The 13889-nt window shown below is 50.1% G+C and carries 13 protein-coding genes and 1 pseudogene; all 14 read right to left on the reverse strand.

What is annotated here, in order from left to right; translation table 11 throughout:
• Window positions 1–98: pseudogene (locus tag Q4E64_RS11420) on the reverse strand (acetyl-CoA carboxylase biotin carboxyl carrier protein subunit); the annotation flags it as partial.
• A gap of 55 nt (window positions 99–153) precedes the next feature.
• Window positions 154–504, reverse strand: a complete 351-nt coding sequence (locus Q4E64_RS01545; protein WP_293729088.1) for an OadG family transporter subunit — start codon at window positions 502–504, stop codon at window positions 154–156.
• A 59-nt stretch (window positions 505–563) separates the two neighbouring features.
• Window positions 564–2063, reverse strand: a complete 1500-nt coding sequence (locus tag Q4E64_RS01550) for a carboxyl transferase domain-containing protein (protein ID WP_303166056.1) — start codon at window positions 2061–2063, stop codon at window positions 564–566.
• A 155-nt stretch (window positions 2064–2218) separates the two neighbouring features.
• The gene (mce, locus tag Q4E64_RS01555) at window positions 2219–2650 is read right to left on the reverse strand and encodes a methylmalonyl-CoA epimerase (protein ID WP_303165900.1); all 432 of its coding nucleotides are present in this window, start codon (window positions 2648–2650) and stop codon (window positions 2219–2221) included.
• A 34-nt stretch (window positions 2651–2684) separates the two neighbouring features.
• Entirely contained in the window at window positions 2685–3623 is a 939-nt protein-coding gene (gene meaB / locus Q4E64_RS01560) for a methylmalonyl Co-A mutase-associated GTPase MeaB (protein WP_303165901.1), read from the reverse strand.
• An 80-nt stretch (window positions 3624–3703) separates the two neighbouring features.
• Window positions 3704–4093 (reverse strand): cobalamin B12-binding domain-containing protein, encoded by a 390-nt coding sequence (locus Q4E64_RS01565; RefSeq protein ID WP_303165902.1) that lies wholly within the window; start codon window positions 4091–4093, stop codon window positions 3704–3706.
• Between the two features lie 35 nt (window positions 4094–4128).
• Window positions 4129–5778 (reverse strand): methylmalonyl-CoA mutase, encoded by a 1650-nt coding sequence (locus tag Q4E64_RS01570; protein ID WP_303165903.1) that lies wholly within the window; start codon window positions 5776–5778, stop codon window positions 4129–4131.
• Between the two features lie 222 nt (window positions 5779–6000).
• Entirely contained in the window at window positions 6001–7530 is a 1530-nt protein-coding gene (locus Q4E64_RS01575; RefSeq protein ID WP_303165904.1) for a succinate CoA transferase, read from the reverse strand.
• Between the two features lie 443 nt (window positions 7531–7973).
• Complete coding sequence (locus Q4E64_RS01580; protein WP_368501479.1) at window positions 7974–9701, reverse strand: NADH-dependent [FeFe] hydrogenase, group A6; 1728 nt, start codon at window positions 9699–9701, stop codon at window positions 7974–7976.
• Between the two features lie 13 nt (window positions 9702–9714).
• On the reverse strand, window positions 9715–11505 hold the full coding sequence (nuoF, locus tag Q4E64_RS01585) for an NADH-quinone oxidoreductase subunit NuoF (protein ID WP_303165906.1): 1791 nt from the start codon (window positions 11503–11505) through the stop codon (window positions 9715–9717).
• Window positions 11506–11572: 67 nt separating this feature from the next.
• On the reverse strand, window positions 11573–11938 hold the full coding sequence (locus Q4E64_RS01590; RefSeq protein ID WP_303165907.1) for a ferredoxin: 366 nt from the start codon (window positions 11936–11938) through the stop codon (window positions 11573–11575).
• 1 nt (window position 11939) lies between these two features.
• A complete protein-coding gene (locus tag Q4E64_RS01595) occupies window positions 11940–12488 on the reverse strand; it encodes an ATP-binding protein (RefSeq protein ID WP_303165908.1) in 549 nt (182 codons plus the stop codon).
• A gap of 1 nt (window position 12489) precedes the next feature.
• A complete protein-coding gene (gene nuoE / locus Q4E64_RS01600; RefSeq protein WP_303165909.1) occupies window positions 12490–12999 on the reverse strand; it encodes an NADH-quinone oxidoreductase subunit NuoE in 510 nt (169 codons plus the stop codon).
• 116 nt (window positions 13000–13115) lie between these two features.
• Window positions 13116–13886, reverse strand: a complete 771-nt coding sequence (locus Q4E64_RS01605; protein ID WP_303165910.1) for a PHP domain-containing protein — start codon at window positions 13884–13886, stop codon at window positions 13116–13118.
• Between the last annotated feature and the right edge of the window lie 3 nt (window positions 13887–13889).

A 13889-nucleotide genomic window follows, 5' to 3' on the forward strand; every position in this document is an offset into this window, starting at 1 on the left:
TTCTGAGCAGCAGCTTTCGGAGCAGAAGCTACGGAACCAGCTTCTTCAACTTCAACTTCGTATGCGGTACCATTAACGGTGATAGTATACTTTTTCATGGATATAATCCTCCTTAAAATCTCGTTTTTTAATTAAAATTGCAAACAATATGCATTAGAAGCATTCTTTACGAACGCTGATAGCTTCAACACGTGCATTTACAGTCCAGCTAGCGTTCGGCAGACGACGTACGCAAGCGATTTGGTCTGCACTAACGCCGCAAGCTGCAACTGCTGCAGCGATAACAGCGATAATTTCGCTATCATCTTGAACCGGGGCAGCAACTGCTGCCGGTGCGGGAGCTGCTGCCGGGGTAGGAGCTACTGCCGGTTTAGCAACTTTTTTTTTAGTCGGATCGACAACTTGGATTAAGCTCATCAATACGCCCAACGCAATCAAAACGCCGAATACGATGGTCATATTAATCAATGCGATTAACCAAGGATTAGTAGTAACAGGACCCATTTATTTCACCTCATCTTATCTTAAAATAGGTTTTTAAGCACTAAGCAACTGCTTGTGAATTACAAAGGAATATTGCCGTGGCGTTTTGCCGGACGGGTTTCGCGTTTGCTTTCCAGCATTTGCAGAGCGTTGATGATGGTGGGACGAGAGTTTTTCGGTTCGATAACCATGTCAACCATGCCGCGCATTGCTGCTTGGTACGGAGTTGCGAAGTTGTCGATGTACTCTTTGGTCTTAGCTTCAACATCAGGATCTTTACGGAAAATGATGTTAGCAGCGCCAGCAGGACCCATAACTGCGATTTCAGCGGTCGGCCATGCGATAACTTGGTCAGCGCCCAGGTCTTGAGAGCACATTGCCAGATAGGAACCGCCGTAAGCTTTACGGGTTACCAGAGTGATTTTAGGAACAGTTGCTTCGGAGTAAGCATACAGCATCTTAGCGCCGTGACGGATAATGCCGCCGTATTCTTGGTTGCAGCCAGGCAGGAAGCCAGGAACGTCAACCAGGTTCAGCAGAGGAATGTTGAATGCGTCGCAGAAACGGATAAAACGAGAGGATTTGTCGGAAGCGTTGATATCCAGGCAGCCAGCCATAACTTTCGGTTGGTTAGCGATAATACCAATGGTTTGACCATCCATACGAGCGAAGCAGGTAATGATGTTCTTTGCCCAGTATTTTTGGTTCTCGTAGAATTCACCGTTATCAACGATAGCCTTAATTACATCGTACATGTCGTAAGCTTGGTTAGAGTTATCCGGCAGTAAGGTGTTCAGGCTTTCTTCGGTACGCATCGGGTCGTCGCCAGTCTCTACGATCGGAGCGGTTTCCATGTTGTTGGAAGGCAGGAAGGAGAGCAGGTAACGAATTTGTTGCAGGCAGTCTTCATCGTTTTCAGCAGCGAAGTGAGCAACACCGGAAGTGGAGTTATGAGTCATAGCGCCACCCAGTTGTTCTTGGGTTACATCTTCACCGGTTACGGATTTAACTACTGCAGGACCGGTAATGAACATCTTGGAAGTGTTCTTTACCATGTAGATGAAGTCGGTCAGTGCCGGGCTGTATACAGCGCCGCCAGCGGAAGGACCCATGATAGCGGAAATTTGCGGTACAACGCCGGAAGCGATGGTGTTCTCGAAGAAGATCTTACCATAGCCAGCCAGAGCGTCGATAGCTTCTTGAATACGAGCACCGCCGGAATCGTTCAGGCCAACCAACGGAGCGCCCATTTTCAGAGCCAGACGTTGAACCTTAACGATTTTAGCAGCATGCATTTCGCCAAGGGAACCGCCTTCAACGGTGAAGTCTTGTGCGAATACGTATACCAGACGACCGTCAACAGTACCGTAACCAGTGGTTACGCCTTCACCCGGAAGTTCTTTCTTTTCTTGACCGAAGTTGGTGCAGCGATGACGAACGAAACGATCCAATTCTACGAAGGAACCTTCGTCGAGGAGTGCAGCGATTCTTTCACGAGCAGTCATTTTGCCGGATTCATGTTGTTTAGCAACACGTTTTTCGCCGCCAGCAGCCAGAATTACTTCGGACTTTTTGAGCATTTTCTCAATTTTTTCTTGAGTAGACAAATCTTACACCTCCATCATTATTGGGAGAACAAATTTATATACATATGCTGAAGGCATATCACTTGTACGCCTTCAGCAGCATGTATCGTAGATTAGTACCCTCTGATTAGATTAACTTTAAGCGCTAATTAATCAACGTAGGTAGCAGCAGGTTGGCACAGCTCAAGCAGCAGGCCTGCAGATTTCGGATGAACGAAAGCGATCTTCATTTGACCAGCGCCATTGCGAGGAGCTTTATCGATCATGCGAACGCCAGCAGCGGTCAGGTCAGCGATAGCAGCTTTGATGTCGTCAACGCGCAGAGCCATATGTTGGATGCCAGGGCCGTTTTTAGCAACATATTTGCCGATAGGGCCGTCGTTGTTTTCAGTAATATCAACGAGGAGTTCGATCAGGGTTTCGCCGCAGGGAACAAATACGGTTGCAACGCCTTGTTCTTTAACTTCTTCAGTACCGGTAGCTTTCAAGCCCAGAACCTCAGTGTACAGTTTAGCAGCTTCTTCCAAGGTGCCAGAGCAAGCGATACCTACATGGTCAACACAAATAGTTTTGAATGCCATAATAATTCCTCCTAAAATTTGTTTTTTGGTGGTTTTATTTTAAAACTTTACCAACAATATCATCAACGACAGAATAAGGCTCGATCTCGCGGGTCTGCATCTTAACTACCAAATCGTCAAATGCTTCCGTTTGAATAACCTCTTTGTCGATGTAGCGGTTTACGCGATCATTAAGCATAGCCGTAACTTCGTTTTTAATACGTTTCTTACGGATATCGCTCAATTTTCCGGAGTCAACCAAATATGCCTTGTGGGCTTCAATGGAATCCACAACAGCCTCTATACCTTCACCCTTGCTAGCAATGGTCCTGTTAATCGGAGGACGCCAGCCAACATGTTCGGGATTTAATTCGAGCATCATTTCAATCTCAATGTTGAGCTTGTCTGTACCTTCACGGTCAGCTTTGTTAATCGTGAAAAGGTCACCGATTTCAAGTATACCTGCTTTAATTGCCTGGATATCGTCGCCCATACCGGGGATGACAACAACCATCGTAGTATCCGCAGTCTTAACAATATCAACTTCGGATTGACCTACGCCTACGGTTTCAACGATAATAACATCCATGCCAAAAGCATCCATCAATTTTACTGCGTCGCCTGCTTTTTGGGACAGGCCGCCGAGACTGCCGCGGGTAGCCATAGAACGAACAAAGATACCTTCGTCCGCCATCAAATCCATCATTCTGATGCGGTCGCCCAAAATAGCGCCGCCGGAATATGGGCTGGTGGGGTCAATTGCTACAATACCAACGGTTTTGCCGCGTTTACGATATTCTTTTGCTAATTTATCTGTCAGAGTACTTTTACCAGCGCCCGGAGGGCCAGTGATACCAATTACATAAGCATTACCAGTATGAGGATAGATCTCTGTCATAATTTTGACAGCGTCATCATATTCATTTTCAACAGCAGTGATTGCCTTAGATAATGCAAGACGAGAATGATTTAATAATTTATCTACTATTTCCATAATTCACACCGCCTTGTCAGATTGTGAATATTTTATAAGGCAAGCCGGGACAAGCCCGGCTTGCAACTTATGGGATAAAATTATTTAACGTTAGCGTTGATGAAGTCAACGATCTTGCTGGTCGGGGTGCCAGGAGTGAATACTTCAGCAATGCCAGCAGCCTTCAGGCCAGGGATATCAGCGTCAGGAATAACGCCGCCGCCGATAACCAGAACATTGTCCAAACCTTTTTCTTTCAGCAGTTCAACTACTTTCGGGAACAGGGTGTTGTGAGCGCCGGACAGCAAGGACAAAGCAACAACTTGTACGTCGTCTTGCAGAGCAGCTTCAGCGATTTGTTCCGGGGTCAGACGGATACCGGTATAGATAACTTCAAAACCAGCGTCGCGCAATGCACGAGCTACAACTTTAGCACCGCGGTCATGGCCGTCCAGACCCGGTTTAGCAACTAAAACTTTAACGTTAGCCATTATAAAATACCTCCGTATATGTCAGTGTTTACAAATTAGAGAGTGGTATGAGGTTGGTATTCGCCGAATACTTTTCTCATAACGCCGCAGATTTCACCTTCGGTAGCATATGCACGAACAGCGTCGAGGATCAAAGGCATCAGGTTTACAGACTCGTCTGCGCAGCCAGCTTCCAGAGCAGCCAAGGTTTCAGCAACTTTAGCATTGTCACGGCGAGCTTTCAGAGCAGCGATCTTTTCAGCTTGCAGTTTGCCTACAGAGCCGTCTACGCGCAGCAGGTTTTTCGGAGGTTCTTCCTCTTGGGTGAATTTGTTAACGCCAACGATGATACGGTCGCCTTTTTCGATTTCCATCTGCCATTTGTAAGCGGAATCTTGGATTTCTTTTTGGATGTAGCCTTTAGCGATTGCTTCAGGAGCGCCACCGATTTCGTCGATCTTTTTGATGTATTCCCAAGCTTCTTTCTCGATCTTGTCGGTCAGAGCTTCTACATAGTAGGAACCGCCCAACGGGTCAACGGTGTCAGCCAGGCCGGATTCGTAAGCAACAATTTGTTGGGTACGCAGAGCGATGGTTACGGACTCAGTGGTCGGCAGAGCCAAAGCTTCGTCCTTGGAGTTGGTGTGCAGGGATTGCGTACCACCCATTACAGCAGCAGCAGTTTGCAGAGCAACACGAACGATGTTGTTGTTCGGTTGTTGAGCGGTCAGCATGGAGCCAGCAGTTTGGGTATGTACGCGCAGCATCATGGATTTGGGTTTCTTAGCGCCGAAACGCTCTTTCATAACTTTAGCCCATACACGACGGGAAGCACGGAATTTAGCAACCTCTTCCAATACGTTGTTATGAGCGTTCCAGAAGAAGGACAGACGACCAGCGAAAGCGTCAACGTCCAGACCAGCTTTGATAGCAGCTTCTACATAAGCAATGCCGTCAGCGATGGTGAATGCGATTTCCTGAGAAGCGGTAGAACCAGCTTCACGGATATGGTAACCGGAAATGGAGATGGTGTTCCACAGCGGTACATTCTTGGAGCAATATTCAAAAATATTGGTGATCAAACGCATGGACGGTTTCGGCGGGAAAATGTAGGTGCCGCGAGCAGCGTACTCTTTCAGAATATCGTTCTGAATGGTGCCGCGCAGTTTGTCAGCGGAAACGCCTTGTTTTTCAGCAACTGCAATGTACATAGCCAGCAGTACGGATGCAGGAGCGTTGATGGTCATAGAAGTAGAAACTTTATCGAGGGAAATTTGGTCGAACAGGATTTCCATATCAGCCAAGGAGTCGATAGCTACGCCTACTTTACCAACTTCGCCTTCAGCCATCGGATCGGTGGAGTCATAACCAATCTGGGTCGGCAGGTCGAATGCGCAGGACAGGCCGGAACCACCGTTAGCCAGCAGGTAACGATAACGTTTGTTGGATTCTTCAGCGGTGGAGAAACCAGCATACATACGCATGGTCCAGAAACGGCCACGATACATGGTGGGTTGTACGCCACGGGTATAAGGATATTCACCGGGGAAGCCCAGTTTAGTCATGTAGTCAAAGTCTTCACCAAGATCTACCGGGGTGTACAGTCTGTTAGGAACCAGGTTTGCGCGTTCAGGGTTTTTTACCAGTTTAGCTTCAACATCAGCATGATATTTCTCTAAACCAGCTTTAATTTCTTCAAATGCCATTCTCAAATCCTCCTTAAAATATTTGGTTTGCATATTTCGGATTGGACGGATCCGAAATGATGGTGAGAGTGTCCGTCAGTGACGGTATATGGCAAAGCCTCAGGGCCTCGTCAACTTTTTTATATATACTTGCCGATAGGACTCGCACCTATCGGCAAGTACCTTAACATAGTTTAACCTATTTTGAGAAACTTCTCAAGGGGTATTGAAAAGTTTTTTTGATTATTTAACCATGCCTTCCATGGAGCCGGTTTCGTTGAACAGTTTGTAGCAATCGAAAGCTTCTGCCAGGATGTGCGGGGTTTGGCTGTTGCCGCAAGCTTCACAAGCGCGTTTGAAGTAATCATACAGCCAGGGTTGATATTTCGGGTTAGCGATTTGATCGATGATGATAGGAGCTTTCTCTTTCGGGGACAAGCCGCGCAGGTCTGCAACGCCGCGTTCGGAAACGATAACGTCAACGTCCAGAGTAGCATGGTCGATGTGGCTGCAGAACGGAACAACAGAGGAAATCTTGCCGCCTTTAGCCAGAGAGTTGGTGAAGAATACGGTCAGGAAACCGTTACGAGCAAAGTCGCCGGAACCGCCAACGCCGTTCATCAATTTAGTACCGCAAACGTGAGTGGAGTTAACATTGCCATAGATGTCGACTTCGATAGCGGTGTTCATAGCGATAACGCCGATACGACGAGCAACTTCCGGGCTGTTGGAAACTTCTTGCGGACGGAGCAGCAAGTATTTCTTATATTTGTCAACATTCTCGTAGAATTTCTTTTGGCACTCAGGAGACGGGGTCAGAGCAGTACCGGAAGCAACTCGCAGTTTGCCGGCGTCGATCAGGTCGAACATACCGTCTTGGATAACTTCGGTATAAACGGTCAGGTCTTCAAAGTCGGAGTTAACCAGACCGTTGATAACTGCGTTAGCAACGGAGCCTACGCCGGATTGCAACGGCAGCAGGTTCTTCGGCAGGCGGCCTTCCTTAACTTCGTTTTTCAGGAAGTCAACCAGGTTTTTGCCCATATGCTTAGCGTCTTCGTCGATTTCGCCTAACGGACGAACTTTATCAGTGATGTCACAAGGAACTACTGCAACGATCTTGTCTACTTCACAAGGAATGTAGGTGGTTCCGATGCGGTCTTCCGGAGCGCAAACAGGAATCGGTTGACGGTTAGGAGGATCCAGAGGAACATAGGAGTCATGCATGCCTTCCAACTCTTTCGGTTGGGTGGTGTTAACTTCTACGATAACCTTCTTAGCGCCAGCTACATAAGAGGAGCTGTTGCCCATGGAAGTGGTCGGGATCAGGCCTACCATGCCGTTGCCCAGATCGTTGATTTTGCAAACCTCGACGATTGCAACGTCAACGCCTTTGCGGTTAGCCATAAAGCCGTAACGAACCATTTGAGCCATATGGGACAGATGAATATCAGCATATTTTACTTTGCCAGCGTTGATAGCTTTACGCATGGTGGCGTTGGTCTGATAAGGCAGACGGCGGTCGATGCAGTCAGCTTCTACCATTGCTTGGTCAATTTCGGGGCCAACGGAAGCGCCGGTCCAAACATTAACTTTGAAAGGAGTTTTTTTAGCTTTTTCAGCCAGAGCCAGAGGTACAGCTTTCGGATAGCCGGACGGAGTAAAGCCGCTGACACCTACGTTGTCACCGTCTTTTACAAATTCTGCAGCAGCTTCAGCGCTCATAACTTTGCCAGCTACTACGTCACAAATGCGATCTTTAATGTCGATCATGTTTACCTTCCTCCTTAATAATTAGGACATTGTGTTTTATAAGGGTCGCCCCTTTGCTTATAACTTGTCTGCAGTTCTGCACGCAAACCTCCAGACAAGGTATTGCCTCGGTCAAGCATTTCACAAACATTTCATACTTGACTATATAGTCTTTTCGACACTGGCAGGAAAACTCCTGCTAGTTTCAGGAATATTTTTTATAAAATTTGCTTCTCTTTCTGCTACAATTATAACACATTTTTCCAAAAACTTCACTTCTTTTTCAGAAATAATTTCCTACTCATTAGTGAAGCGAGCTTCTATGACCCATCAGTCAGATTGACGCTCAACGCTTACTATGATACCAATAAAACTGTAACATAGCAAGCTTTTTCTTTACAATTTTAAAAAATCCCCTGCCTTTTTTCACATTCAGGCAGGGGACTTGTATTGTTCTGTTATGCCTAATCGCGGTTTTGCGCTTTGTAGTGCGTATGCAATAGACTATGGGCTTTTTCTCCGAGAGGTTCGCCAAGCCAAGTAGCATAAAGCGTTTTTATTTCCGGATTATCATGGGATTTTCGTAATTCGCTGGCACGATCGCAGGCAAGCAGCCCTTCGCGACGCATTTTGCGTATCCCGCCGCTTACCGGTATGGGCTGTCCGCCGCCGCCGATGCAGCCTCCCGGACAGGCCATAACTTCAATAAAATGATAATCAGCCGTTCCCGCCTTCATACGCTCCAGCATTTTTTTAGCGGAGCCCAAGGTATTGCAGACCGCTATCTTCACCGCCGTACCTGCCACGTCTACGACCGCCTCGCGGGTTTCCGCCATGCCGCGTACCTCGGTATAATCTACTTTAGGCAGGCTTGCTCCCGCCACGACGTCGGCTACAGTACGCAGAGCCGCTTCCATAACGCCGCCCGTCGTACCAAAAATTACCGCCGCGCCGGTACCGGTACCCAAAGGCGAATCGTACTGGCTTTCCGGCAGCGAAGCAAAATTAATGCCTGCCTCGCGGATCATGCGTCCCAGCTCCCGCGTAGTAATGACAATATCCACGTCGCGGTAGCCGCTGCTGCACATTTCCTCTCTGGCAGCCTCCGCCTTTTTAGCCGTACAGGGCATTACGGATACGCTGACGATCTGTGCCGGGTCAATCCCGGCTCTTTCGGCATAGTAGGTTTTCGCTATAGCGCCGAACATCTGCTGCGGCGATTTAGCCGTGGATAAATGGGGCAGCAGCTCAGGATATTTCATTTCAATCATATTTACCCAGCCGGGGCTGCAGGAGGTAATCATAGGCAGCACGCCGCCGTTCTGCAGGCGCTCTAAAAATTCGTGCCCCTCCTCCATAATCGTCAGATCGGCTGAAAAATTAGTATCGAATACTTTATCAAAGCCCAGCTGCCGCAAAGCAGTGACCATTTTCCCCGTCACAATCTCGCCGGCGGGAATGCCCAGTTCCTCGCCCAAGGCCACGCGCACTGCCGGAGCTGTCTGCACGACGACTACCTTGCTGTCGTCGTTGATGGCGTTCCAAACCCTTTCCGTATCGTCCTTTTCCACAATGGCGCCCGTAGGACAAACGCTGGCGCACTGGCCGCAGTAGCTGCACTGAGAATTAAGCAGATCATGCTCGAAGGCCGTCGAAACGATGGTATTGAAGCCGCGTCCGGCAAAGCTGTAGACATTCATGCCCTGAACGTCGCGGCAAACACGTATGCAACGGCCGCACAAAATACATTTTTCCTGATCGCGTACCAGCGACGGATTGCTACTGTCGATAGTATGCGCCTTAGTTTCGCCGCCCTCAAAGCGCAGCTTGCGCACGCCCAAATCGGCCGCCATATTCTGCAGCTCGCAATCGCCGCTTTTTTGGCAGCACAAGCAGTCCTTGGGATGGTTTGTCAAAAGCAGCTCGATAACCGTTTTACGCGCCTCGCGCACTTTATTGGTATTGGTTTTGACCACCATACCCTCGCTTACAGGATAAACGCAGGAAGCAACCAGGGTACGCGCGCCGCTGGCCTCTACCATGCACAGGCGGCAGGCTCCCTCAGCCCGCAGGTCGGGATGATAGCACAGCGTAGGAATATAGATACCGGCGGCACGAGCCGCCTCCAGGACGGAGCTTCCGGCAGGAGCCTGGATCTGCCGGCCGTCAATCGTTAAATTTACCATTTTCATCATGCAGACCCCCTCAGCTCTTAATAATAGCCTTAAACGGACACGCCGACATGCAAGCGCCGCATTTAATACACTTAGTCTGATCGATAACATGCTGCTTTTTCACAGCGCCGCTGATAGCCTTCGCCGGACAATTGCGCGCGCATAAGCCGCAGCCGCGACAAGCGTCGGTAATAGTATAACGCGCCATCTTTTCGCATACGGCCGCCGGACAGCGCTTTTCTTTAATATGAGCCTCGTACTCGTGGCGGAAATACTTCAAGGTAGACAGCACAGGGTTAGGCGCGGTCTGTCCCAAGCCGCACAGAGCCGTTTCCTTGATATTCTTCGCCAGATTTTCCAGCAGCTTGATATCGCCCTCGCGGCCCTGCCCTTCCGTAATACGGTTCAAAATCTCCAGCATACGCTTCGTTCCCTCGCGGCAGGGAGTACACTTGCCGCAGGATTCGGACTGGGTGAAATTCAGGAAGAACTTAGCCACGTCCACCATGCAGGTGTCTTCGTCCATAACGACCAGGCCGCCGCTGCCCATCATAGCTCCGGCAGCGATCAAAGAATCGTAGTCTACAGGCAGGTCCAGCATGCTTTCCGGCAGGCAGCCGCCCGACGGGCCGCCTATCTGCACCGCTTTGAACTTTTTGCCGTTGGTGATGCCGCCGCCGATATCGTAAATAATTTCGCGCATGGTGATGCCCATGGGAACCTCGGCCAGACCGGTATTATTTATCTTGCCCGTTAAAGCGAAAACCTTGGTGCCCTTGGATTTTTCCGTGCCGAACTGGCAGTACCAGTCCGCGCCGTGTACAATAATCTGCGCCACGTTAGCGAAGGTTTCGACGTTGTTAATATTCGTCGGTTTGCCCCACAGTCCGGATACGGCCGGGAAGGGCGGACGGGGACGCGGCATACCGCGCTTACCCTCGATGGAGGCCATCAGCGCCGTTTCCTCGCCGCAGACAAAAGCGCCTGCGCCCTCTTTAATATGCAGCTTAAAGCTAAAACCGCTGCCGAAAATATTCTCGCCTAAAAGGCCCATCTCCTCTGCCTGCTGAATAGCGATACGCAGGCGTTTAATAGCCAAAGGATATTCGGCGCGCACATAAATATAGCCTTCGTCAGCGCCGATAGCATAGCCGCAGACAGCCATGCCCTCCAGCACGCGATGGGGGTCGCCCTCCAGTACGCTGCGGTCCATAAACGCGCCCGGATCGCCCTCGTCCGCATTGCAGATAACATATTTTTTATCGCTGACCGAAGCTTTGGCAAACTGCCATTTCATGCCCGTGGGAAAGCCGCCACCGCCGCGTCCGCGCAGCCCGGATTTTTTTACCTCCTCTACCACTTGCTCGGGAGTCATTTCCGTTACGGCCTTAGCCAGCGCCTCATAACCGCCTACGGCGATATATTCTTCAATAGCCTCCGGATTGATAGCGCCGCAGTTGGCCAGCACCAGACGATGCTGCTTTTTGTAAAACCCAATCTCAGAATAATTAGGCACTCTGTCCTGGGTTAAAGGCTCATGGTACAGCAGGCGCTGCACAATGCGCCCCTTATATAAATGCTCTTCGACAATATCCTTAACGTCCTCGTTTTTGACGCCGCAATAAAAGGTGCCTTCAGGATATACGATAACCAGCGGGCCATGCTCGCAAAAGCCGTGGCAGCCGGTTTCAACCACCATTACCTCGTCCTGCAGCCCAAAGCTTTGCAGCTCTTTGGCAAAGGCTATCTGGATTTCCTTGGAACCGTTGGCCTTGCAGCCCGTACCGCCGCAAACCAACACATGAGCTCTGATATGCTGCATAATTTCTCCTCCAGTCCGCTGCCCGCCGTTGGCAGCCTATGCCGCAGCTGCCAACTGCGGCAGTATTTTATTCGTCTATTTTACCGACTACCAGCTCTTCCACAATTCTGCCGTTGACCACATGCTCGGCAATAATTTTCGGCACATCCTCCGGCTTCACCTTGCCATAGGTAATGCGGGCTTCGCCGGGACGCACCACATCCACCAGCACCTCTTTTTCACACATGCCGATGCAGCCCGTCTGCTGTACCTGTACCTCCAGCAGCCGCCGCTTATTAAGCTCGTCCAAAATTGCCTTCATGACCTCGCGGGCTCCGGCAGCGATACCGCAGGTCCCCATGCCCACAATAATCTTGGTTCCCGTTTCCTTCCGCAGCTTGATATCCGCTTTCAATTTATCACGCAAAGCGTGCAGATCCGCTAAGCTTTTCATTTCATAACCTCCCTTGCAGCTTCGCCAGCTGCTGTCCTAAATACTGGCTCAGCCAAGCGTAAATTTCGGAATTGGCAAAATCGCAGGCGTCGCCCAAAATATCCCGCACCTCCTGCGTTGTAAAGATAAAGCTGCCGCCTGCGCAGCTATACTTAAAATACAATTCTATCTGCGGCGCTCCCGCCAGCAGCACGGCAATGCTGTCCGCCAAATCGCCTAAAGGCGGGCGGTCAATATTATCCGCAGCAAAATAAGCGGCCAGCTCCGTGCCCTTACCCGGCGCCGAAGCGATGTCCAAACGGCCGCCGCACTGCTGCGTTACCATATCCATGAAAGGTATGCCCAGCCCTACCTTGCGCGTCTTACGCGACGTAACGAAAGGGTCGCGCACCTGGCGCAGCATTTGCGCGTCCATACCGCAGCCGTCGTCGCTGACGCGAAAGACAAAAAAGCCGGCTTCATTTTCATTGACCTCGATAGCGATATGCTTCGCTCCGGCAGCCACCGAATTCTGCGCAATATCCAAAATATGCAGCGACAGCTCCCGCATTTTATTTATACCTGTCTAAAATGGCCGCCAGCTTATCTGTAGTCAGACGACCGTGAGTGTCCTCGTTGATTTGCATAACGGGAGCTAAACCGCAGGCGCCTATACAAGCCACCGTTTCCAGCGTAAACCGCAAATCCTCGGTGGTATGCCCCGCCTTAATGCCCAGCTGCTTTTCCAAAGCCTGCAAAATCGTTTTGCCGCCGCGCACATGGCAGGCAGTCCCCTGGCACACGCGGATAATATTGCGTCCGCGGGGATTCAGATGGAACAGGGAATAAAAGGTAACTACGCCGTAAATATCGGCAATGGGCGTGCCCGTCTGCTTAGCGATGTATTCCAGCACATCCTTGGGCAAATAATTATACAGATTCTGCACCTCCTGCAAAATCGGAATCAAGGGTCCCTTTACGTCCCTGTACTTGGCCAGAATAGCGTCGATGCGCACCCGTTCTGGATTTGCGCCGCCGCAGCAGCTGCAATTATGCTCCAGCCTGTTTTCACTGATGCTCATGGTATCCCTCCTCCAAAAAGGAATATGAATATATTACTAAATTAAGTATAGCATTATAGTAAAGTTTAAGCAACGCTGTATGCTGTATGCCCTGCTTATAGCATACTATATTTCTATTATTTTTCGCAGAAATCCGAAAATTTTCCTGGCAATAAGCTGCGCCCGCCGTATCCCGCCAAAGCCAGCTGCAGCTCCTGCAGCGTCAGCGCTTCTACGGTAAGCAGATTTTTCGGCCCCTGCACAAAGTCCAGTATATTATGGGCGTCCGAATCAGTCACATAGGGCAGATAGCCCGCCAATCGCTGCAAAGAGGACTGTACGCTGCGCCGCCAGCCTGCGGCAGAAATTTCCGCCGCCGCAAAGCCAAAGCCCGGCTCGATAAAGCCCAGCTGGCCTACAATGCTGTAGGCCGGGCGGTCGATATGCGCGGCAATGGTTAAGCCGCCTAAGGCCGCCACCTGGCGCACCACCTGCTCAGCAGTTAAATTGAGAGGAGCCAACATCAGCCGTTCCTCCTCCCGCACAAATTCATCCTCCGAATCCACCACGAACTGCGCTCCAAAGCGGGCGGCGTCGTTAAGCCTGCCGTTCATATGCTTATCCACTACCTGCTGCCAAGCTTCCAGCTGCTCCAGCGTATCGAACAGCGCCACAATATGCGCCTCCTCCAGACATTCCACCTCCATGCCCGGAAAAACCTTCACGCCGTATTCTTCGCCGCAGCGCACGGCAGCCGCCGCATTGGCGCTGGCATTGTGGTCCGTAATAGCGATTGCGCCAATGCCAAATTCCGCAGCCCGCAGCACAATATGATGGGGCGTCATTTCTACCTCGGCGCAGGGCGAAAGCAGCGTATGAATATGCAGATCGGTTAAAACGCGCTGCATAGC

Source organism: Phascolarctobacterium sp. (assembly GCF_030531065.1).
Classification (GTDB): Bacteria; Bacillota; Negativicutes; order Acidaminococcales; family Acidaminococcaceae; genus Phascolarctobacterium_A.